General features: G+C 44.3%; 18 protein-coding genes and 2 pseudogenes. 10 read left to right on the forward strand and 10 right to left on the reverse strand.

Features of this window, described 5'->3' with window-relative positions; translation table 11 throughout:
* Positions 1–33: 33 nt before the first annotated feature.
* The 7 genes from OF158_RS14810 to OF158_RS14840 are packed head-to-tail and all read left to right on the forward strand — an operon-like array spanning position 34 to position 5643.
* Entirely contained in the window at positions 34–783 is a 750-nt protein-coding gene (locus OF158_RS14810) for an amino acid ABC transporter substrate-binding protein (RefSeq protein WP_307189395.1), read from the forward strand.
* 14 nt (positions 784–797) lie between these two features.
* Positions 798–1517, forward strand: a complete 720-nt coding sequence (locus tag OF158_RS14815) for an amino acid ABC transporter permease (protein ID WP_026104591.1) — start codon at positions 798–800, stop codon at positions 1515–1517.
* Positions 1518–1529: 12 nt separating this feature from the next.
* Positions 1530–2237 (forward strand): amino acid ABC transporter permease, encoded by a 708-nt coding sequence (locus OF158_RS14820; protein ID WP_035183477.1) that lies wholly within the window; start codon positions 1530–1532, stop codon positions 2235–2237.
* Entirely contained in the window at positions 2234–2989 is a 756-nt protein-coding gene (locus OF158_RS14825; protein ID WP_035183474.1) for an amino acid ABC transporter ATP-binding protein, read from the forward strand. The genes OF158_RS14820 and OF158_RS14825 overlap by 4 nt, the downstream gene beginning before the upstream one ends.
* Before the next feature lie 15 nt (positions 2990–3004).
* A complete protein-coding gene (locus tag OF158_RS14830) occupies positions 3005–4036 on the forward strand; it encodes an MsnO8 family LLM class oxidoreductase (protein WP_035183472.1) in 1032 nt (343 codons plus the stop codon).
* A 1-nt stretch (position 4037) separates the two neighbouring features.
* Positions 4038–4322, forward strand: a complete 285-nt coding sequence (locus tag OF158_RS14835; RefSeq protein WP_035183470.1) for a glutaredoxin family protein — start codon at positions 4038–4040, stop codon at positions 4320–4322.
* Entirely contained in the window at positions 4312–5643 is a 1332-nt protein-coding gene (locus OF158_RS14840) for an LLM class flavin-dependent oxidoreductase (protein ID WP_035183467.1), read from the forward strand. The genes OF158_RS14835 and OF158_RS14840 overlap by 11 nt, the downstream gene beginning before the upstream one ends.
* A 315-nt stretch (positions 5644–5958) precedes the next feature.
* Here the strand turns inward: OF158_RS14840 and OF158_RS14845 are convergent.
* Positions 5959–6589, reverse strand: a pseudogene (locus OF158_RS14845) (LysE family transporter).
* A 384-nt stretch (positions 6590–6973) separates the two neighbouring features.
* Between OF158_RS14845 and OF158_RS14850 the strand changes: the two are divergent.
* Positions 6974–7447, forward strand: a complete 474-nt coding sequence (locus OF158_RS14850) for a glutathione peroxidase (RefSeq protein WP_017551179.1) — start codon at positions 6974–6976, stop codon at positions 7445–7447.
* 272 nt (positions 7448–7719) lie between these two features.
* Here OF158_RS14850 and OF158_RS14855 read toward each other — a convergent pair whose 3' ends face one another.
* The 7 genes and pseudogenes from OF158_RS14855 to OF158_RS14890 all read right to left on the reverse strand — a co-directional run bounded on the left by OF158_RS14855 (position 7720) and on the right by OF158_RS14890 (position 17568).
* On the reverse strand, positions 7720–8208 hold the full coding sequence (locus tag OF158_RS14855; RefSeq protein ID WP_017551180.1) for a PTS sugar transporter subunit IIA: 489 nt from the start codon (positions 8206–8208) through the stop codon (positions 7720–7722).
* A gap of 205 nt (positions 8209–8413) precedes the next feature.
* Positions 8414–9775, reverse strand: coding sequence for an IS4 family transposase (locus OF158_RS14860; RefSeq protein WP_043052472.1), 1362 nt, complete (start codon positions 9773–9775; stop codon positions 8414–8416).
* 428 nt (positions 9776–10203) lie between these two features.
* Positions 10204–11529, reverse strand: a complete 1326-nt coding sequence (locus OF158_RS14865) for a 6-phospho-alpha-glucosidase (RefSeq protein ID WP_035183458.1) — start codon at positions 11527–11529, stop codon at positions 10204–10206.
* 22 nt (positions 11530–11551) lie between these two features.
* Positions 11552–13159 (reverse strand): PTS transporter subunit EIIC, encoded by a 1608-nt coding sequence (locus tag OF158_RS14870; protein WP_035183457.1) that lies wholly within the window; start codon positions 13157–13159, stop codon positions 11552–11554.
* Positions 13160–13556: 397 nt separating this feature from the next.
* Positions 13557–14300, reverse strand: coding sequence for a MurR/RpiR family transcriptional regulator (locus tag OF158_RS14875; protein WP_035183455.1), 744 nt, complete (start codon positions 14298–14300; stop codon positions 13557–13559).
* 625 nt (positions 14301–14925) lie between these two features.
* Positions 14926–15894: pseudogene (locus tag OF158_RS17665) on the reverse strand (AEC family transporter).
* Positions 15895–15918: 24 nt separating this feature from the next.
* Positions 15919–17568, reverse strand: a complete 1650-nt coding sequence (locus OF158_RS14890) for a malolactic enzyme (RefSeq protein WP_272864725.1) — start codon at positions 17566–17568, stop codon at positions 15919–15921.
* 252 nt (positions 17569–17820) lie between these two features.
* Here OF158_RS14890 and OF158_RS14895 point away from each other — a divergent pair, with 252 nt between their 5' ends.
* Both OF158_RS14895 and OF158_RS14900 read left to right on the forward strand, forming a co-directional pair.
* Complete coding sequence (locus tag OF158_RS14895) at positions 17821–18717, forward strand: LysR substrate-binding domain-containing protein (RefSeq protein ID WP_035183461.1); 897 nt, start codon at positions 17821–17823, stop codon at positions 18715–18717.
* A 789-nt stretch (positions 18718–19506) separates the two neighbouring features.
* Positions 19507–20682, forward strand: a complete 1176-nt coding sequence (locus tag OF158_RS14900) for an IS256 family transposase (RefSeq protein WP_017551449.1) — start codon at positions 19507–19509, stop codon at positions 20680–20682.
* 224 nt (positions 20683–20906) lie between these two features.
* Here the strand turns inward: OF158_RS14900 and OF158_RS14905 are convergent, their stop codons facing one another.
* Both OF158_RS14905 and OF158_RS14910 read right to left on the reverse strand, forming a co-directional pair.
* The gene (locus OF158_RS14905) at positions 20907–21656 is read right to left on the reverse strand and encodes an SDR family NAD(P)-dependent oxidoreductase (protein WP_035183449.1); all 750 of its coding nucleotides are present in this window, start codon (positions 21654–21656) and stop codon (positions 20907–20909) included.
* Between the two features lie 299 nt (positions 21657–21955).
* Positions 21956–23212: a dicarboxylate/amino acid:cation symporter gene (locus OF158_RS14910; protein WP_035183448.1), complete on the reverse strand. Its 1257-nt coding sequence runs from the start codon at positions 23210–23212 to the stop codon at positions 21956–21958.
* Positions 23213–23424 lie beyond the last annotated feature (212 nt).

Consider the following 23424-nt stretch of genomic DNA (forward strand, 5'->3'; position numbering starts at 1 on the left):
CTTGCGCTGTTCGCCGGTTGCATACTTATTCTCATGATCGCCGGTTGCGGAAAAGCGGGCGGGCAGGAAGAAAAAGTCCAGACGGTAACAGTCGGAACGGGTACGCAATTTCCAAATATATGCTTTATCCAAAACGGGAAACTGACCGGCTATGACGTGGAACTCGTACGCGAAATCGACAAACGGCTGCCGGGTTACAAGTTTAAATTTAAAACGATGGATTTCTCAAACTTATTGACAAGCCTGAGTGCAAGAAAAATCGATATGGTCGCACATGAAATGGAAACCAATCCCGAGCGGAAAAAGCGCTTTTTATTCAATAAAGTCGCTTATAACTATTTTCCGCTACAAGTGACAGTCCTTGAGAGCAACAACACGATCAAAGGCCTTGATGATCTGGACGGAAAGACCGTGATTACAAGTGCAACATCCAATGCCGCCACGCTGCTTGATAAAATCAATAAAGAACGCGGCAACAAGTTCAAAATTGTATACGAAGGCACGGGCGCAAACGAAACGGCGAACCAATTGAAAACCGGGCGCGCTGATGCAACGGTCTCCACGCCGTTCGCAGTGAAATTCCAAAATGAAACAAGTTCGATTAAAGAAAAAGTGGTGGGAAATGTGCTGTCCGATTCAAAGGTGTATTTTATGTTCAACAAAAGCAATCAAAAATTGAGCAATGAAGTAGATAAAGCTTTAAAAGAAATCACAAAGGACGGGACACTGAAAAAATTAAGCTTGAAATGGCTTGGAGCCGATTACTCCAAATCCAGCTTCTAAAAAAGGGGGGGAATATTTTGCAAGCTTTTGAATGGCATATGGTCGTGAATTTTATTCCCACTCTGCTCAAATATCTGCCTTTAACACTATACATTTTGGGCGTCTCTCTTATTTGCGGATTTATTTGGGGAATCATCGTGGCACTTCCAAAGGTTTATAAAATTCCAGTCTTACAGCAGCTTTCCAGCATTTATATCTCTTTTTTCAGGGGAACACCCATCATGGTCCAGCTGTTTGTTGTGTTTTATGCAATTCCCGCATTAACAGCTGCTGTGGGAATTGACACATCAAAGATGGATCCGCTCTATGCCGCGATTGCTACCTATGCGTTAAGCAGCGCAGCTTCCATTGCGGAGATCATCCGTGCCGGCATCAACAGCGTCGATAAAGGCCAGGCGGAAGCTGCGTACAGCATCGGCTTAACAGGAAGACAAACCTTTTTCCGGATTGTCCTCCCGCAGGCACTTGTGCAAGCGGCACCGAATTTCTGGAGCTTGATTATCGGTTTTTTAAAAGACACTTCGCTCGCCTTTTCCATCGGTGTCATGGACATGTCAGGCCGGGGTCAGACGCTCATTACATCGAGCAACCATTCGCTGGAAGTCTATATTTCGCTGGCCATCATTTATTATCTCACGGCCATCGTGCTGGAAAAAATCTTTGCCTTCGTGGAAAAACATATAAAGCGGAATGAAACGCGCTTGCTTACGATATTTGATATGAACATCCAATAGGGAGGCGGACAAATGCATCTTGATTATCCATTTATTTGGACGGCGTTTAAATTCCTGCTGGCCGCCGTTCCGCTGACGCTATTGATGACGATTCTTCCGATTTTATTCGGTTTCATCATTGCGTTGCTTGTGACTTACATCCGGTTATACAAAATCAAAGTTTTGGCGGCTGTTGCGGGTGCTTACGTCTCTTTTTTTCGAAGCACGCCTGCCATTTTGCACGTTATGCTGATTTACCTAGGCATTCCTGTTCTTATCATAAAGTTCGGCCACATCTTCGGCATCGGGTTTAATGCCAATAAAATCCCGGTTTTCATCTTTGTCATTGCGGCTTTGTCCTTAACAGCCGGCGCTTATTTATCCGAAGCAGTCCGATCCGGCATTTTGGCAGTGGATACCGGTGAAGCAGAAGCGGGATATGCCATCGGGCTTACACACGGCCAGGTCATCCGGCGCATCGTGCTTCCGCAGGCACTTTTCTATGCATTGCCCAATTTCGTGAATTTGTTTGTCGGCTTTTTCCATACTACATCGATTGCTTCCATTGTGGCGGTTCCAGAAATCACCGGGAAAGCGATTATCGCAGCCTCGAATAATTATGAATTTCTGGAAGCTTATATTGCGGCCGCCATCATTTATTGGGGCATCACCATCCTGTTTGAATGGCTTGCCCATTTGACAGACCAAAAGCTGTCACAGCTCAAAGGAGGAATAACATGATCACGATCCATAATGTCCACAAGGCTTTTGGCAGGCATCAAGTCTTAAAAGGCATTCATTTAACCGTTCAAAAAGGCGAGGTCGTCACCATTTTGGGACCAAGCGGCTCGGGAAAAACAACGCTTTTACGCTGCATCAATTATCTTGAAAGACCGGATGAAGGGCAAGTGGAGTTTGGCGGCAAAACCATTGATTACAAACATCCGTCGAAAAAAGACATTTTATTTTTGCGGCGCCATACAGCAATGGTTTTTCAGCAGTATAACCTGTTCTCTCATAAAAATGTTTTAGGCAATGTGACAGAAGGGCTGACGGTTGCCAGGAAAATTCCAAAAAGGGAAGCGGAAGAAATCGCCATGGCACAGCTGGAACGGGTAGGACTTGCAGATAAAGCCGGACACTATCCGAACCAGTTATCCGGTGGACAAAAGCAGCGTGTCGGCATTGCCCGTGCACTTGCCATCAACCCGGATGTCATTTTATTCGACGAACCGACAGCCGCCCTTGACCCTGAGCTCGTCGGTGAAGTACTTGAAGTGTTGCTCGAAATTGCCGAAACCGGTGTGACGATGATTGTGGTCACCCATGAAATGGAATTTGCCCGTCGAGTGTCAGATCATGTTATTTTCATGGATCAGGGCGTCATTGTTGAGGAAGGCTCGCCGCACCAAATTTTTTACCAGTCAAGGGAGGAGCGCACCAAAAAATTTCTTCACCGCGTCTCCCCTGCTTATCTTTACCAGCAGGTTTAACAAAGGAGGAAAAAAATGGGGATCCAAATCAGCATTTTAGACCAGACGCCGCGATCAGATGGCCAGACAAGCGCCGAAGCTTTCTCGGCTACCTTGCAACTGGCTCGGCAAGCTGAAGCATGGGGTTTTAAAAGATACTGGGTATCCGAGCACCATGATTCGCACCGGGTCATCAGCTCCGCCCCCGAAATTCTGCTTGCCTATCTCGCGGCGCATACTTCGTCGATCCAGCTGGCATCAGGGGGTGTGATGCTTCAGCACTACAGCCCATATAAAGTGGCCGAACAATTCCATGAACTGAGTGTCCTCTCCGGCGGCCGCATTGGGCTAGGGATCGGCAAAGCCCCGGGCGGTTTGCAAGCTTCAACCGCTGCTTTGCAGGAAAACCAGGCGGAAAAACCGGATTTTTATCAAAAGCTGGAAACACTCACCCATTTTTTACGCAGGGACTTTCCGGAAAGTCATCCGTATGCCGCCCTTTCCGTTGAGCCGGAAACAGAACATGAAATTCCCGTTTTTCTTCTCGGCGGAAGCGTGGAAAGTGCCAAACTTGCTGCGAAGCTTGGGATTGAATTTGTTTATGCTTATTTTATTAATGGGGATGAAGGCTTGTTGAAGGCAGCCCACGCCGCATACTTGGATCACTGCCAGAACACTGGCCGGCCGGCAAAATTCCATTTGGCTTCTATCGTTGCCGTCACCCCTTCAGTGGAAGAAGCGAAAAAATATAAAGATAGCGGAGCCGGCTATAAAGTCGTTTTAGAAGACGGACACAAGGTGAACCTCGGAAGCAAGGCACAGGTGGAAAAATATCTTGAAAGCGTCCGCCAGCCTTACCGGGTCATTGAGCAAAAGCCCGGCATCATTGCGGGGACAGAAGCGGGAGTTGCGGATAAGCTTCGTGATTTTCATCAGAAATATGGCATTGAAGAATTTATTGCACTAAGCCCGATTGAAGACTTGGATGAAAAACTGGCTTCTTACGGACGACTGGCGGCAGTTGTCCGTGAAATCAACAAACAACTGATTGGAAACGGAGTGGGATGAAATGTCGGAACAAGCACAAACCATTGTCGTATGGAGCAAACAAGGTTGCCAATACTGCCAAGCTGTAAAAGATTATTTGAAGGAACAAAATCTTTCTTATACGGATGTGGACATCACGGAACAAGACCATCTTCGCGATGTGCTCGAAGCAAAATACGGCGTAAGATATGTGCCGGTTGTCGAGATTGGCAGCCGGGACAAGCGAAATTATTATGCCGTAACGGAAATCGGCGTTGAGCATCTGGAAAAAGCACTGGGAAAAGGAGAGAAAATCCATGGCGCGTAATGACAAATTGAAATTTGGGGCCATCGTACACGGTGTAGGGGGGACAACGGACGGCTGGCGGCATCCAGATATGGATCCCGGAGCGAGCACCAGTTTTGCATATTATAAAAACCAGGCGCAGACGGCAGAGCGGGGCTTGTTCAGTTTTGTTTTTATTGCAGACGGCCTGTTTATTTCCGAAAAATCAATCCCGCATTTTTTAAATCGATTTGAACCGATTACGATTTTATCGGCGCTTGCAACGGTGACACAACATGTTGGCCTGATTGCGACAATCTCTACCTCTTTCAGCGAACCTTTCACGATTGCACGGCAATTGCTTTCGCTTGACCACATTAGCGGCGGGCGGGCCGGATGGAATCTTGTTACATCGCCGCAGGAAGGCGCGGCTCATAATCACAGCAAAGCCCATCTGCCGGAGCATGATGAGCGCTATGCGATTGCTGAGGAACATGTCGATATCGTCAGAGGATTATGGGATTCCTGGGAAGATGACGCGTTTATCTACAATAAAGAAACCGGCCAATTCTTTGATCCTGAAAAACTGCATGCCCTGAATTTCAAAGGTAAATATTTTCAAGTACGCGGGCCATTAAACATTGCCCGTTCCAAACAAGGTTACCCGGTCGTCTTCCAAGCAGGGGCATCCGATCGGGGCCGCCAGTTTGCAGCGGAAAAGGCAGATTCCATTTTCACTCACTCAGAAAATCTTGAAAGCTCGAAAAGTTTTTACCAGGATGTGAAAAACCGGGCAAGGCGGGCCGGACGGGATGCCAGCCAAATCAAAATTTTCCCCGGCATCTCCCCTATTATTGCAGATACAAAGGAAGAAGCCGAAACAAAGTACAAAGAACTAAGCGCGCTTATCCCATACGAACGCGCCCTGACTTACCTGGCAAGATACTTTGATGATTATGACTTTTCCCGTTTTGATCCGGACGCACCTTTTCCCGAACTGGGCGACATCGGAAAAAACGCTTTTCAAAGCACGACCGATTATTTGAAACAGCACGCAAAAGAAGAGCATCTGACACTGCGCCAAGTTGCCCATGAGGCCGCCTTCCCGCGCAGCCAGTTTATCGGCACGCCGGAAGAAATTGCTGACCTCATTGCATTATGGTTCAATGAACATGCTGCAGACGGTTTTATCATTGGTTCCAGCTACCCGCACGCATTGGAAGACTTTGTTGAGAAAGTCATTCCGATTTTACAAGAAAGAGGCTTGTACGAAACTGCTTATGAAGGAAGCACGCTGAGGGAAAACCTCGGGCTGCCTGTTCCAGAAAACCGCTATGCCGCCGCCAAGATCGGAAAACTGTAACATACGAGATGAGGGCTGTCCTGTTCAAAGGGCATCCCTTCTTTTGGCTATTTGCAACGAGCATGGGCACATTAAAAGCAAAAATTCCTTTCTTTTCCAAAAATGGCTCCCTCTCGTTTCTTCCGCACAAGTAAGACAATCCATCCAGAAGCCGCTCACATTTTTAAAGAAAGGCGGCAAATGATAACACAAAACTAAAAATAGCTTGTAAGAATAGAAAAACAATGAGCCGGGGATGAACAACAAATAAAAAATCCCCCCAAAAATTCTTTGCCACTTCGGCGTTTTTAAATTATCCTCTTAAAATTCACCTGGTTATTCGTGGCCGATGCCTACTAAATACAGACTTTTCACGGCTTGATACCCGAAATGTATGCCAAATCCAATTAAGGCAATCCCGGCAATGACAGACAGCCATTTTAAAAAACGCTGATCCAAAATGAACGGAAGAAGCTACCGTTATATCCCAGGCAGCTATCCCAATAAAAATCGCGCTGCTGTAAAGTAAAGCTTTTCCCGAATTTACCGTATTTAAAATTGTGGTTAAAACCGACCCATAAATGCCAATCCAAAATATAATATTCAGTGGATTAGAGATCGCAATCAAAAAGCCTGACAGAAAAGATTGCAGCAAATTTCCTTTCTTTTTCTCCTCTGATATGGTGATTTCTCTAAAAGCATCTCTAATGCTCTCATAGCCTAAGTATACGAGAATGATACACCCGAAAATCCACATAATCAGCTTTGCAACTGGTGTAGTTAAATATGTAGATACACCGAAATAAATCAAAAACATTAAAACAACATCGGCGGACATCCCGCCCAAGCCGACAAACCAGGAATGCAAAAAGCCTTTCTTGATCCCCCTCTTGACCATTTCGATCGTAATGGGGCCAACCGGCACTGAGAGGGAAAGCCCTAAAACAATGTAGCTAAAAATATTCATGTGTTCACCTTTCTCCCTGCAATTAAAACTCCATCCGTCTCTGACAGCTAACACTGCCAACCGTTGTTTGTTAAAATGGCATCTTCATTTGCCGCTGATCAAAAAACGGGCACCATCATCCCCCCCTTAAAAAAGTATGTATCTTCATACACCTATTTTAATATTTATCCGGTCTGAAATAAATCATTTTTTGCAATTTTTTACCACTCCACTCATTTACTTTCACACCTTGAACAGTTGGTGTTGGAACCTATTTTGATATCGCCCTAACAACAGAGCCACAAAACCAGGCCGTGATATAACCATCCCATCATTTGACATGTCCCCACATTCACTTTACGATAATGACAAGAAATAAAATTTCCGGGGAAAAGGAGACTGATTATGTCCATTTATGACTATTCTTTTGAACGGCTTACTGGAGGCGAGGAAGAGTCCTTGTCCGAATATAAAAACCAGGTGCTGCTCATTGTCAATACGGCAAGCAAATGCGGATTTACACCTCAGTATGAGGGGCTTGAACACCTTTACGAAAAGTACAAAGACAAGGGGTTTGCCGTGCTTGGCTTTCCGAGTGACAGTTTTATGAAACAGGAGTTTGACGAAAGTGAAAAAATTGCAGCATTTTGCAAAGCCAACTACGGCGTAACATTTCCGTTGTTTAAAAAAAGCAAAATGAAGGGGAAAGAAATGAACCCGCTGTTTGCCGAACTGCTCGAGCAGACAGGCGAGAAGAAAATTACATGGAATTTCAATAAATTTCTCGTCGACCGGCACGGCCACGTCATTGGCTATTACGGATCGCGGACAAAGCCGGAAGACCTGGAGGAAAAGATCGAGGAGCTGCTGCAGGCATAAACATAAAAAAAAGCGGGAAGTTTCGGCATCCCGCCCGTATCGCTACGCTTTTCTTGCCCGAGCATTTGATATAGCATAAGAACATATCCTTTTTAATGGGAAGACATCGTTCTAAATGTATCCGTGCATTTAGATGGGCGTGTGTCTTCCCATTTTTCATCTGTATAAATTGAACAAAATATCGCAGCTCTGTTGCCTGCTGTAAAAAGTAGTCATCGTCGCAAATGGGTATCTTGATGTAAAAACTTAAGTTCATTTTATCTGCAAGAAAACTATTTCATTTTCACCGTCAACAATACCGATTCGCCGCGTTTTACCGATGTTTCAGTCGTTTTGGTTAACGTGTCCACGGCATCGAAATTGGTGATGACAACAGGGGAGATGATGCTTTCCGCACGTTCCCTGATTTGTTCAAGGTCAAAGGAAACCAGTTTATCACCGGCTTTTACACGATCCCCCTGTTGAACAAAGCCTTCGAACCCTTCTCCGTTCAAAGCAACGGTCTCCATGCCGATATGAATCAATATTTCCAATCCGCTCTTTGTTTTCAGCCCGACCGCATGCTTCGTTGGGAAAAACTGGACAATTTCCCCATCCACCGGTGAGACCACAACGCCTTCATCCGGCTCAATGGCAATGCCATCCCCGATCATCTTCTGGCTGAACACCTCATCCGGCACATCCTCTATTTGAACAACCTTCCCGCTCATTGGCGCAACAAGTTCTTCCACTGCCGCTTTTTTTGAAAAAAGTTTAAACATGTGATCCCCTCCCGAATTTTAATGAATACCCTTACTTTAACATAAAAAGGGAAAAAATGGTGGCTCTGCGTCACCGACATACCCATATAAAAACAAATCGCTATATAAAACGAAGCCTTGTAACTCTGCTGTCTCGTGCAAAAGTCATCATCATGCAGATTGATGCTTGGTCTTAATGTAAAAATTTAGGCTTTACCTTATATACTCAACTTTCGCAGACTGAAACAGGTAGGTATACCTTGATATAATTCGGCAGACCCGCAATCCATTGTTGTAGTTGACTTTTGATCAGTTGTTGAATTTTCTTATTACTTTTATCCAGAGTATCTTCAAGAATCTCGACTAACTGCTGCAATGCAACAGCCCAATCAAGGTCATCTATTTCATCACATAATTCATAAAACATGCCACCTAATGTTCTGTCATCTACACTGCAACGGTTTTGCCATGACAAGACAATATACCTTGCAAACACAATGGTCGTGTGGCTGATAAGCGCGTCATATGAACGACTCTGGAATTCCTTTTGTAGTTTTAATAGGGACTTTGTTGTTTTGAAGAAAACCTCAATATCCCAACGCATCCCGTAAATACGGATGATTTCCTGGTCACTCAGTGTACAGTCTGTACTCAAAATCGCCAACCAGTCGCTTTTCTTGTTGCGGTTGCGAACAAAGACAACTTTAATTGGCACGCCATTGGCCTGCGTTGTATGGATGGAACGCAAGATTCCTTTCTTTCCACTAGTCGGTTTAGCTAGACGATACAATTCATCTAGGCTAACACGCTTACCATCGACAAAATAGCGTTGTTTTAATTTTTTGACCATACCAATTACGTCAAGACCTTGTTCTGTAATCTCCTTGATGAGAGGTTGTTGGGTGAACCACGAATCCATTAGAACATAGGAAGCATCGATACCAGAATTCATCGCCCGGGCAATCATGCCAGGAATCTGTTCTGGTGCCGTTTGTAATGCTTCTTTTCGGCGCTTATAACCGGAGCTGCGTTTATCGATATTTTCGGATATGCCGTTGATCTGGCTCTTTTTCGAACTCAATAATGAGAAGTCAACGGGTAGGAATGTTGCGCCATCAGACCATCCTAATGTCAACATGCGGAATCCTTTGTAAAAACGCATTTTTTGAGATGCATGATCAAAGCAGCGAGCCAGAAGCTCAACGTGTTTGCTTCGGTTCCGGTCATAAGATGAATCATCTAAAATCAATACTTTCGGACGGTCATGACGTGTCAATTTCGAAACTTTTCCAATCACTGAGGCAACCAGTGAAAGGAGGAAACGACGCCAGTTGAACGTTGATTGGTTGAGAAACCGATAAACGGTATCTTTGGCTGGAATGTCTGTAGCTTTCTTACTTTCCAACATCCTGAACCAGTTTTTGTTTTCAAAGATCATACAAAAAATCAATTGAAAAATGTAGGCACAAGAAAAACCAAAGGACTTCGTAATACCGGCGATTCGCAAGTGTTTCAACATATTCAACTCTTTAAATGTTGATTTTATTTCATTTGGTAGTTGATTATTCAGGCTGTTTTTCGCTATCATAGTAGGAGACACCTCTTCTATTTGGTAGTGATTTTCGATAAATCAACTATACCAAAAGTAGAGGTGTTTTTTCATATATTAATTTTACTGTCAAGTGCTGTATCTGAGACGTAATAGACATTAGCCAGCACTGAATTTATTATGATTTTCTAGGTGCGAAAGTTGAGTTATATATTATTGTTTTTCTTATACCGGTTACGAGCAAAAACCGGAACGATTCGGACATCTTTTCAACCAGTTGCCCCCACTCCTCGCCTTCGACCTTTTTTTATACTGGTCCTTATCATGAAAAAGGCGAAAAGCCCGCATTCCTTTTCGCCCCTTCCGTTATTCAACCCTGGCTGGTGTTTTGAATCCGGTTCGTTTTTAAAAAGGCCAGTGATGCCACGATGTTTGACATCTGCCTACCACATAAGCCTGCGTAGCTGTCAGTGCAATTCCGGCCAGTATTCTTTGTTTGCTTCAATTAAATCATCCAGCAATGCTTTTGCGACTTTTGCGCTTGGCACGGTTTTTGAAAGGGTTAGCGCCTGCCACAATTTTTGATAGCTGCCTTCGACATAAGCCTTCACGACCAGTTTTTCCACGGTGACTTGCTGGTACATCAGCGCCCGTTCGAATTCCGGGATTTTCCCCTGGCTCAGCGGTTCCGGTCCGTCCGTTCCGACAATGCAGGGAACTTCCACCATCGCATCATCATCAAAGTTTGCGATCGCGCCGTTATTTTCCACAATCATGACCATTCTTTCATGCGTATTATAGGCAATCGCACGGGCAAGATCGACGATGAATGTCGCATGGCTACCGGCTGAAAAAGATTCATTTTTAGCGGTTCCCTTTTCAACGATTCTTTCCGCAGCAGAGAACACTTCTTTTTCCCTTCCGTCGATGACTTCGTTTGCCCTCGTGTAATGGATATCGGAATGTTCCACGACATAGTCCGGGTAAAAATAATATTTCAAGTACGTATTCGGTAAAAATCTCGGATCGACCGCCAAAAGGTCTTTCGCTTTTTTGTGCGTTTCCTGCCAGCTTTGGTCCATATGCTGCGTATCTACTTCAACTTGGGTCAAATAACCGTGTTTCGCGACATAATCGCGGATCTCCGGCAAATATTCGTGGCCTTCTTTATCTTTAATACTCGTCCACCAGCCGAAATGGTTCAGCCCGAAATAGCGCACATCCAAATCTTTCGGCTGCTTGCCAATGATTTGCGACATTCTCCGCAACGTCCCGACCGGCATATCGCAAATATTTAGTACTTTGGCTTTCGGGCGGAGCACGCGGCACGCTTCAGCGACAATGGCGGCCGGATTGGAGTAGTTCAACATCCAGCAATCCGGTGAATATTTTTCCATGATGTCAATCAGTTCGATCATATCGCCAATGCTGCGCATGCCGTAAGCAATTCCGCCGGGCCCGCATGTTTCCTGCCCGACCACCCCGTGTTTTAACGGGATTTTTTCATCCAGTTCCCGCATTTTATATTTCCCTGTCCGGATATGAGCAAAACAGAAATCGACGTCTGTAAAAGCTTCGTCGGGATCGGTTGTAAAAGCATATTCAATTTCCGGCGCATTTTCCCTTAATACAATCTCCAATGCTTCCCCGATCACACGCTGCCTTTCTTCGTCATTGTCGTACAATTTCAATTTTCGGATCGGAAACTGGTCCAAATTGTCGAGAAGCATCGTGACAATCCCCGGTGTATATGTGCTGCCTCCGCCTGCAATGACAACTGAAAATTTATTCATTTTCTTCATTCCTTCCTATTTGTTATTCTTCGTTGTTTCGGCCTAAATACTGGTCCACTGCTTTCCGCACGCTTGTTACTTGCAATCCGTATACGACATGGACATTATGGTCTTTCTTAATGACGCCGCTTGCGCCGGTTACATTTTTCAGCACCCCTTCATCCACTAATTCCGGGTTTTCAAGCGTCAACCTGAGCCTTGTATAACAATTGGTAACCGTGTCAATATTGCTGGGGCCGCCGAGCGCATTGACAATCACGCTTGCTATGCCGCCATCTTCCACTGCTGCGCCAGCTTGTTTTTTGGCGCTTCCCTTTTTTTCGTTGTATTCTTTTTTGGAATACAGTTTTGTTTCCTGGCCCTCGTCTTCACGGCCGATCGTTTTAAAATTGAATTTTACAATTAAGAACCGGAAGACCGCATAGTAGATGGCAAAAAATACAAGGCCTGTGAGAATATATAACGGCCATCTCGTTCTGCCGATACCGAGCGGCAGATTGTACAGCAGGAAGTCGATCATGCCGTTCGGACCAATGGCGCGCACGTTCAGGAGATTGAGCACAACCATGCTTAAACCGCTTAACCCGGCATGGACGACGAACAGAAGCGGCGCGACAAACATAAATGAGAACTCAATCGGTTCGGTTACACCGGCAATCAGCGAAGTCACCGCAGCCGGGATTAAAATCGCTTTCGCTTTTGCCTTATTTTCCGGTTTTGCGGTATGGTACATGGCAAGGCACGCGCCGAGCAAACCGAACATTTTGGATATCCCGCGGGCATCCCAAATGACGCTTTTATCCAGAAGGTGCGAAGTCGGATTGGCGAGTTCCGCATAGTAAATATTTCTTGCCCCCTGATAAATATGGCCGCCGATTTCCGCGGTACCGCCTAATGACGTATATAAAAATGGAGTGTAGACCAAATGATGCAAACCGGTTGGGATGAGCAATCTTTCCAGGGCGCCGTATAAAAACAGCCCGAAGTTTCCACTCCTATGAATCAACGTCCCGAGTGCGTTGATGCCATCCTGCACAAACGGCCAGATATACGTCAGTGAAACCGATAACAAAATAACGGTTGGGATTAACACGATAAAGACAAATCTTGAACCCCCGTAAATCTGCATTGCGCCTTTAAATTCGGTGTCAATAAATTTGTTATGGATGTAAACCGTGACGAGCCCAAGAATAATGCCGAGAAAAACACCCATATCCAGCACCTGGACACCCAAAACGAGCGTTTGACCGCTGCCGCCGCCTGCAAGTGCCTTCCCGTCAACGAGCAAGCCCCTGAGCTGCATAAATTTATTCATCGCATTGACAAATACGAGGTAACTTAACACTGCTGTAAAAGCCGCGGTCGCTTTTTCTTTTTTTGCCAACCCGAGCGTAATCCCGACACAGAAGATGAGTCCGAGGTTTCCCAGTATAGGAACAAGGGAACCTGATAAAATCGTGCCAAATCCTGTAAAAAATGGATTATCTAAAAAGGGAACGCTTTCAATTAGCTTCTGATTGGTAAAGACATTCCCGAGTGCAATTAAAATACCAGCAATCGGCAAAATCAAAATAGGGATAAACATTGCTTTGGAAAACCGCTGCATGGCATCCATCACTTTTGCCTTCACCTGCTCCACCTCCAAATGTGAACTTCGTTTACATTGAGTAGTTTAGTCCTTTTATTTTAGACTGTCGATCGTTTCCGGACAGGAAAAAACGCGTTTCACAGATTGAAACACGTTTCACGGATCGAGGTCCAATTTGGCAGGGGACAATGACTCTGCTATTTTAGGGCTTGCTGAATAAGCGAAATTCCTAGATTTGGCAAGGATCCTGATAGCTTTGGCAACCATTTAAATGTAAGGGTTTTACAACAAATCCAGGGAAATGCCTGCACGCGAAAGCCGATTCAACGTCCGGAGAAGATCAAATCACCCCTTTTCGCAAAGGGATTCTTCTATATTTTGAGACAGAGGTTGCAGATAAATTGGGCACAAACTCAGCGTCGGATTCGTTCAGCAAGCCCTATTTTATTTGTTGAAAATATTCCTTGATCATATATTCGAACAGGATTAAGACATTCGGGAAGAAGAGATTTGGCAACATATTCCGGTCGTCGAGTTTATATTGGTCTGTTATTTTTAAGTTCAAATCAGACAACCCGGCTGCTGTGTTTTCTGTTTCTTTTGTAAAAGAGACGGTAAAAATCCCGTGTTCCTTTGCCAAAAATAGTTTGTCGATCACTTGTTTCGTTTCTCCCGATTTTGAGATAACAATCAGTGCTCCGACATCATCGAGATTATTTTCAAACACCCCGATCGAATCCGTCCCCGTCGCAAAAATCGCCTTTTTTCCAAGCACCAGCAGTTTTTTGTACATATACTCCGCAATAATGGAGGAAAAACCGGTAGCATAGATGAAAATGAATTTTTCATTTAAATGCAGGACATTTTCGATAAATTTTCCGATATTTTCTTTTGAATTGTACTGTAAAGCCGACTGTCCTTGTTCAAACGCTGACTGGCCGTCCTGTTCAAGCTCCACTTTTTTAATGAGCGGCAGCAGCTGGTAGTACATGTCTACGAACCCTTTATACCCCAGCTTTTTCGATAACCGGATCACGGTGGCGGGAGACGTATAGTTTTCCTTTGCAATCTCCCGCACCCCCATCTGCAGCACGTGATCAATGTTATCAACAATATACTTTAAAATCTGCTCATCCAATTCAGTCAGTTTTTTCCCTTGGATCATTTTCTGAATATCGGCCATATTTCCCTCACGTCCGTATGTTTATGCTTCTATTATACCCGGTTTGAAAAATGATTGAAAACGGCAGACCCCACCCCAATGTGTAAAACCTGTTCTTCAATTGCGTTAAGACGTTTTTTTCTTTCCTCATCCAGCGATTTGTGATATTATATCCGTGGGAAGACCTCAGGAAGACCTCTCTCTAGATGTTCATTTCAAGGTGTACATTTAGACAATAGAGTGTCTTCCCTTTTTTCACTCGTCTGCTTTTTCGAGTAATTTTACATATACGACCCCAATCCATGGTACAAAAGCCACCTGCAACAGAGGTTTAACCTGTTCTTCAATTGCGTTAAAACGCTTTTTTCTTTCCTCATCCAGCAATTCGTGAAATCATATCCATCTAGATGTTCATTTCGCTGTGTACATGTAGACAATAGAGTGTCTTTCCTTTTTTTCACTCGTCTGCTTTTTCAAGTAAAATTTTACATATACGACCCGGCGGAAGCTGCGCCTTGCTTTGAGATTTTCTTTTTATGTAAAAACAGGAGACTGCCATTTTGCAATCTCCTGCTCGGTGGTACGGGATTTTGGCCCGCATTCAATAAACTGAATCGTTACAACGTGCATCATGTTTTGATTCCTACTAAATAAACTGAATCACCTGCATTAAGACAGGGACAACGACGACAAACAACAACGTACTCGTCGTGACCACATTTGTCGCATAATTGACATCACCGTGTGCTTCTGTGGCCAAAATCGGCAGAACAGCAAGCATCGGGGTTGCCGATTGGACGATTTGCGTTTGCTGCAACATGGCAGGCAAATGGGTGCCGGAGAAGTGGGTGCCCGTTAAAATCAAAACAATCAAAACGGCCGGTGATAACACAAACCTTCCTAAAAGCGCGAATATCGTATCCCGGTCAAACCGGATGCTTGAAAGGCCAGCGTTATACAGCACAATGCCGATATAAACAAGAGATAACGGGGTTACGATACTGCCCACATACGTTAAAGTGGAATCGATAAAGCCGGGTATTGGAATATTGAGAAGCAGGAAAATAAGCCCTGCGATAAAACCCAGTAATGGCGGCGGAAGAATTTTCTTCCAATTGATTTTATGTTTGCTCCCTTTTGATTTATCCTTTGTCGGATCATCATTGGAAATCAAAAATACGCCGAAAGCCCATGTTGAGACCGTATTAATGATATAGTAAATCAAAAAATACGGCAGGCTTTTTTCTCCAAACAACGCGATGTTTAGCGGCAGGCCGATAAAGATGGTGTTCGCATTGACAACAGCGTTCATAAAGATGCCACGGCGGCCCGGCCGGATTTTTAACAATTTGACGAGCGCATAGGATATACAGTAAGAGACGACGACCGAAATCGCCGGGTAAACCAGGCTGCCGGAAAGTTCCACCAAACTATTGCGGGTAAATTATTTTAACACCGATACGAAGATGGATGCTGGCAGGGCAATTTTCGTAATCAGAGATGAAATACTTTTTCCGAAATTGTCATCAAACCATTTAAACTTTTTCAAAAAATAGCCCAGTGCAATCATTAAAATAATCGTGATCACACTTTGAATTGATTGTAAGAAGACCATATTTTTCACCCTTTTCCCACTGGCTTAGCTGAATACCAGCTCTTTATATTCGGCCTCCCATTTGATATCCCGGATCGCTGTTTTGACGTCCGTAATTTTTTTGCGATTTAAATTTTGATCCAGGACACTTTGGGCGACGACTTCGGCAATCCTTTGCGAAAACGCGGTCAGCTTGGAAACCGGCGGAAGAACGGCAGCGCCGGGCTTTGTTGTGTCCACAATTCCGCCTAATGCATGGCTTGCCTGCGATAAAATTTCCCCGTTTACAAGCCTTGCCGTAGAGGCAATCAAGCCGAGTCCGAGGCCCGGATACATGAGGGCATTGTTCGCCTGCCCGATCTCATAGGTGACCCCTTTATATTGGACAGGACGCGCCGGAATCCCGGTTGCGATCAGTGCCCTTCCATCTGTCCAGGCAATCAAATCTTCTGCTTTTGCCTCCGCCAATTTGGTTGGATTCGATAATGGGAAAATCACCGGACGGCTTGTATGGGCAGCCATTTCTTTAACAATCGACTCTGTAAAAGCACCAGGCTGTGTCGAGGTCCCAATCATAATCGTTGGATGGACGGCTTTCACTACGGCTTCAAGATGCGTGAGTTCACGGCTGTTTGGAAATTCCGCGCGGCTGCGGACAAAACCTTTTTGACCGGGGGTTAAGCCTTCCGTGTCTTCAAACAACAAGCCTTGTTTATCAACCAGGAAGAAATGCTTCCGCGCCTCTTTTTCAGACAACCCATGGCGCATTAATTCATCTAAAATCTGATTGCTGATACCGACACCGGCTGTCCCGGCACCGAAAACGAGAATGCGCTGATCGGCTAGTTTTTCCCCGGAAATGTTCATTGCTCCTAATATGCCAGCCAGGACCACAATGCCTGTGCCCTGAATATCATCATTGAAAGTTGGAATTTGATTTTGGTATTTTTCAAGAATCGTGGCGGCATTGGAACGTCCGAAGTCTTCCCAGTGAATAAGCACTTCCGGAAATAATGCCGTTGCCGCTTTTACAAACAAGTCAATAAAATCGTAATACCGCCCGCCGCGGACACGTTTGTGCTTATTGCCCAAATAAAGCGGATCGTTTAACAATTTTTCATTATTGGTGCCGGCATCGATGACAACCGGCAGCACGTGGGCAGGATTGATACCGGCTGCGGCGGTGTAAACCATTAATTTGCCGATCGCAATGTCAACGCCGTTTACGCCCCAGTCGCCCATGCCTAAAATCCCTTCCGAGTCCGTTACCACAATCAAGCGAATGTCTCGGCCCCCGGCTGCATTTTTCAACGTATCCGCTACATTTTCAGGATCATCAATGGACAAAAAGGCGGCATCTTGCGGGTTCATAAAAAGTTCATGATAATGTTCAATCGAATCGGCAACTGTCGGGTCGTAAACGATCGGCATAAACTCAACAATATGTTCATCCATTAAATGGTAAAATAAAGTGCGGTTTGTATTGTACAGCGTCATGAGAAAAATTCTTTTCTCTAAATCTGTTGGTTTGCTTTGATATTGGTGATAAGCCTGAACGGCCTGTTCTTCAATGGTTTGCACTTTTGGAGGCAATAGCCCCTCCAGATGGTAAGCTTTTCTTTCTTCTTCGGTAAAACCTGTGTTTTTATTGATAAAAGGATTATTCAAAATTTCTTGAGGTCTGATTGCCATGATGGATATTTCCTCCTTGACTGCATAATTTCTAATGAGTACAGTGAAAACTATAGCAGCGCAAAAAATTTATAGTCAAAACAAGGAGGTAAGCAAAAAAATATTTATATGAGGAAGACATGATTTTGCGGAAATCCGTCTCCTGTGCTATGTGAAGCGCTTAACAAACATTAGGGCCATTTGCACAGAACGAGGGAACGCGGGAGCACCTTTTTTGAACAGAATGTGAATTTTTTATTGGACGTGAGATTTTTTATGAACATCAAGGATTTACAATATTATCAAAAGCTTTACCAGGAGAAACGTTACACAAAAGTGGCTGACTATTTTCATGTCAGCCAGCCGGCAATTACCGCTGCCATCCAGCGACTTGAAAAAGAGCTTGGTACGCAGCTGATTATTAGGGACCAGTCCCATCACGAGATACGTTTTACAGAAAGCGGCCGACAATTTGAAAGGCATGCCACCCAAATGCTGAAAGAACTGGATATTGCCCGGCAGGAAATCAAGGCATTAAAAATGGAAAAGGTCTCCATTGGCTTGCCGCCGATTATCGGGAACTATTATTTCCCGGCCATTTCATCCATGCTGGCCAAAGAGCACCTGCTTCAAAATATCAATGTATACGAAGATGGTTCACAATCGCTGTTTCACAAACTGTTAGCCGGCAAAATTGATATGGCTTTGCTGGGAGCGATCCATCCGCTAGAAGACGAACAGATAACCAACCATTTGCTTGCTCGCAAAAAATTTAAAATTATTGTCAGCCCAAAACACCCGCTTGCCACAAGAAAATCCGTGGCTTTTCAAGAACTCAAAGACGAAACGTTCATTCAACTGAGCGACCATTTTATTCATCCGCTAGCTTTTGAAAGGCTCTCAAAACAAGCCCATATTCATCCCCCTGTTATTTACCGGACAAATGATATTCAAATCATTAAAGGCATGGTTGCTGAAAATGTCGGCATTAGTTTTTTTACAGAAATCGCCGTCTCGGATTATGACCCTGTCATGGCGTTGCCGCTTTCTGACCCTGGCCAGCCAGAATTCCTCATTTCTCTGGCCTACCGGTCCAATCACATTTTAACGCCTTTGCAGCAAAAGCTGGCGGACGTGCTGACGAAGTGGGAACAGCGAATGAACGGTTCCTGATGAAGTTTGCGGCATGGAGGTTAAGTGAAGGAAACATCGATTTTGCTGGATGTCTTAATGTAGGGGGCGTTCTATGTGAAGGAAGCGAGGGAATTTTATCGGATATCTTAACGTAGACGTGCCCTAAGTAAAGAAAGACCTTCGATTTTGCCGGGTATCTTAACTTAGAAGCACTCTATGTTAAAGAAGACACTCGTTTTTGCCGGGTATCTTAACATAGACGCGTTCTATGTGAAGGAAGCCCTTCAATTTTTACGGATATCTTAACTTAGAAGCACTCTATGTTAAGGAAGACACTCGTTTTTGCCGGATATCTTAACGTAGACACGCTCTATGTGAAGGAAGATCCTCGTTTTTGCCGGGTATCTTAACGTAGATGCGTTCTATGTTAAGAAAGATACTCGATTTTGCCGGGTATCTTAACGTAGATGCGTTCTATGTTAAGGAAGACACTCATTTTTGCCGGGTATCTTAACATAGAACGCTTCTATGTGAAGGAAGACACTCGTTTTTGCCAGGTATCTTAACGTAGACCCACTCTATGTTAAGAAAGGCCTTCAATTTTTACGGATATCTTCACATAGAAGCACTCTATGTGAAGGAAGATCCTCAATTTTGCCGGATATCTTAATGTAGAACACTTCCCATTATGGAATACGGGAAAATTCCGGCCATAACTTTGCATGCAGCGATTAAGTCCGTATAATTGTGTAAAAAGAAGGAGTCATTTTATCAACTCTTGGCAACACTGTTTTCAACGACGATAAACTAATGAAAAGAGGAGATAAAATGACTCACTTACAGTTTAACTTAAATTTGGATGTTTTAAAAGAAGCCATCATGACTTCCGATCTTGACGCGGTAATTAAATCAGCGGTTGTCCTCGTGTTAAACGAGTTTATGGAAAAGGAAAGGGATGACTATTTAAAAACGAGCCCTTATGAACGCGCTGTTGAACGCCGGGATTACCGGAACGGTTACTATGAACGCGAGCTGTTGATGAGCATCGGCAATGTTACATTAAAAGTTCCCCGGACACGTAATGGCGAATTCTCAACTACCTTATTTGAAAAGTATGCCAGATGTGACCAAGCTTTCGTCCTTTCTATGTTGGAGATGGTCATCAATGGCGTCTCTACCCGTAAGGTCACAAATGTCGTAGAACAGCTTTGCGGTAAGAATGTATCCAAGTCGTTTGTCTCTTCCCTTACGCAAAAACTGGATCCCATTGTGAATGCTTGGGCCGAGAGACCGTTGAATACAACCTACTACCCTTATGTGTTTGTGGACGCCATGTATATAAAAGTACGGGAGCACCATAAGGTCATATCAAAGGCTGTTTATATTGCGACTGCCATTACAGAGAAGAATACACGTGAAATACTGGGTTTAAGCGTTGACCATGCAGAAAGTTTGGAGAGTTGGAGTTCATTTTTTAAACAACTTAAATCACGTGGACTCCAATCACCAAAACTCGTTATTTCCGATGCTCACATGGGCCTTCAGAAAGCAATACAACGGGAATTCATTGGCACTGCTTGGCAAAGGTGCAATGTTCATTTTAAACGCAATATCATTGAAAAACTGCCCAAAAAAGATACTGCAGAAATCCGGGTGATGATTAAGCGCGTGTTTGAGGCCGTTACGATTGAGGACATACGCAAGTTTAAAGATGAATTAATAAACAAATTTGGTACAGAAGCAAGATTTGAAAAAGCCCTGGCCATTTTAGATGAAGGTTTTGAAGATACTATCCAATACATGAACTTTCCTGAGAATATTCGTATGCACATACGGAGTACTAATTCCCTCGAGCGGCTTAACCAAGAGGTTCGTAGAAGGGAAAGGGTCATTCGCATTTTTCCTAATACCCAATCTGCTTTTCGTTTGGTTGGTGCCGTTTTAATGCAGTATCAAGATACAGAATACTCGAAGAGGAAGTCACTTATGGGAAAGAATAGTTAGCAGCATTTTCAGCTTAACTTCCATCATGGATGATTTCATCTCCGGGAAGGGATGTCAAATTGAAAGGCATTTGACATCCCTTCCCGGAGATGAAGAAAAAAATCCATGGAAGTTAAGCCGAAAAAATGAAGGGGTGGTTGAAAACATTTGCCCATAAATTTACACAATAACCTGGACTTGACTCATGCAGCGCACAATTCCGTAGATTGGGCGCTGTATGCACTCTATTTTGTATTGGTAAACCCACCGTCAATTCGGATGACTTCCCCGTTGATGTACTCCGCTTTAGAAGTTAACAAGAAAGTAACCAGTTCTGCCACTTCTTCCGGCGTACCGAGCCTTTTTTGCGGAATTCCGCGTGTAGCGTTCTCTTTCATTTCCGGATTTGCTTCATAAAAAGCTTTTACCATCGGGGTTTCCGTCGGGCCAGGTGCAATGGCATTCACGCGCAGCCCATCCTTTGCATACTCAGCCACCAAACTTTTCGTTAAACCTACAATCCCATGTTTCGTCGCAGAATATGTTACAACAGAATCTTGACCGATGACGCCCGCACTTGAAGAAGTATTGACTATGGATCCGCCGCCGTTATTCACCACCACTTCCCCAACGTAATGGGCACCGTAAAGCGCTCCCAATAAATTGATGCCGACAATTTGATTGATTTCTTCAATCGTCGAATCAAGAAAAAATTTTCCGCTCCCTGAAATGCCGGCATTGTTAAAGAAGTAATCGATTGTGCCAAACCGGTTTACAGTTTGATCCACATAGTTTTTCACTTCTTCCGGCTTTGAAACATCTGCTTTCACGAAGAAGGAATCAACCCCTAACGCCTTTACTTTTTCTACGGTTGCATTTCCGCCTTCTTCTTGAATGTCCACCACCACAATATGAACCCCTTCTTTTTCCAGTCTTAAGGCAACGGCCTGGCCTAAACCGCTCCCACCGCCTGTCACAATTGCCACTTTGTTCATATAAGCATCCTCCTTGGTTTGAAGTTCTTCCCCATTATAATACTTCACAGCGGCAAATGGAAATTTTTGGATTCCCTTTCAAACAGGAATGTTTTTTAAAACGTTTGCGATCCCAAAAAGGGGCTGTCCCAAAAGTCGTTACCGGCTGATGGGAGCCCCTTGTAAACATGATACAGTTGGTTGTTTATGACCGTTTATTTCAGTCACGATTCCCACAAGAGTTTCATGAATTTCACGATCATCAGTGCATGAGCCAAATATTGGGACAGTCCCTTTTTTATAATATGCCCCATTCTCGCTTATGACTGACGAACCGATTGTGTTTCCGGGCGGGCAGCGAATGCTTCATTTGGATGGAATTCTTTTTCCCATTTGGAAACAACAATACTGGCAAGGCAGTGGCCCGGTGTATTGCAAGCCGTGCGCGCCATATCAAGCACCCGGTCAATGCCGGCAATAATCGCCACACCTTCAGCAGGTAGTCCGACAGCAGTTGCGGTAGCCAGAAGCACAACGAGGGAACCCATTGGAACAGCTGCAATGCCTTTTGAAGTCGCGATCAGAACCGCCATGACAATCAGCTGCTGTTCAAGGCTCATCGGTATACCGAACGCCTGAGCAATAAAAATGGAAGCAACGGACAGGTACAGTGTGGAGCCGTCACAATTTAACGATAGCCCGGCAGGAATAACGAATGAGACAACACGCTTGGAACATCCGAATTTTTCCATCCGCTCCATGAGCTGCGGAAGAACTGTCTCTGTGCTTGTCGTTGAAAAAGTGATCAGAAATAAGTCCCAGACCATCCGAAATACTTTGAAATAAGGAATTTTAAACATCCAGGCAATTAGCGGGAACAGGCCGAAAATGACGATTGCCAGGCCCAGATAGACAACCCCGATCAGTTTAGCCATCGGAATGAAAAGACTGATGCCAAACTGGCCGACGGAAGACGCCATAAGGGCACAGACACCAATCGGAGCGGTAACCATGACCATCTGTGTTAATTTAAACATTACTTTTGAAACCGACTCCATAAATTTCAATGCCGGCTCCGCTGCTTTCCCGATTGCCCCAGCTGCAACACCAAATAAAATGGCAAAGAAAATAACGGCCAGTAAATTATTTTGATCCATTGCATTCACGATATTGCTTGGAATGATGTTGACAATCATCGTTTTAAAATCAACCACTGTAGACGCGTTTGCTTTTACTTGGGAAATATCTGTTTTGGCCAAATGCGAAAGGTCCACCCCAACACCGGGTTTTAAGAGATTCACAAGCAGCAGGCCGATACCCAAAATAAGCGTCGTAATCAGCTCAAACCAAATCACCGTCTTTAGCCCCAATGAACCCATCTTTTTCATATTCCCGTTTCCACCAGAAGCCCCAACGACAATCGTCGTAAACACAATCGGAATGACAATCATTTTGATCAGGTGAATAAACATATCCCCGACCGGCCTCAATTTCGTCCCGAATTCAGGAAAAATGGCACCTAAAATGGCACCTACTATCAAGCCAATCATCACTTGAAAAGCAAAAAATTTTTTCATGTGACATCCTCCCCTCCAAATGATAGATGAATCGCACTTAAAAATATGGAAGCTGAAATTCTACCCTTTGTCAGTCCAATTATGTGCTAATTGAAAATCTTCACAATCTATTATACCCGAGATTCAGGCGCCTTTAAATTTTTAACTGCTAATCTGCTTTTCTAAACCGTTTCCAAGTAAATCGGTAGTCGATAAAATTGAGCTATCATACT

This window comes from Weizmannia sp. WK01 (genome assembly GCF_025905465.1).
Lineage (GTDB): Bacteria > Bacillota > Bacilli > Bacillales > Bacillaceae_C > Weizmannia > Weizmannia faecalis.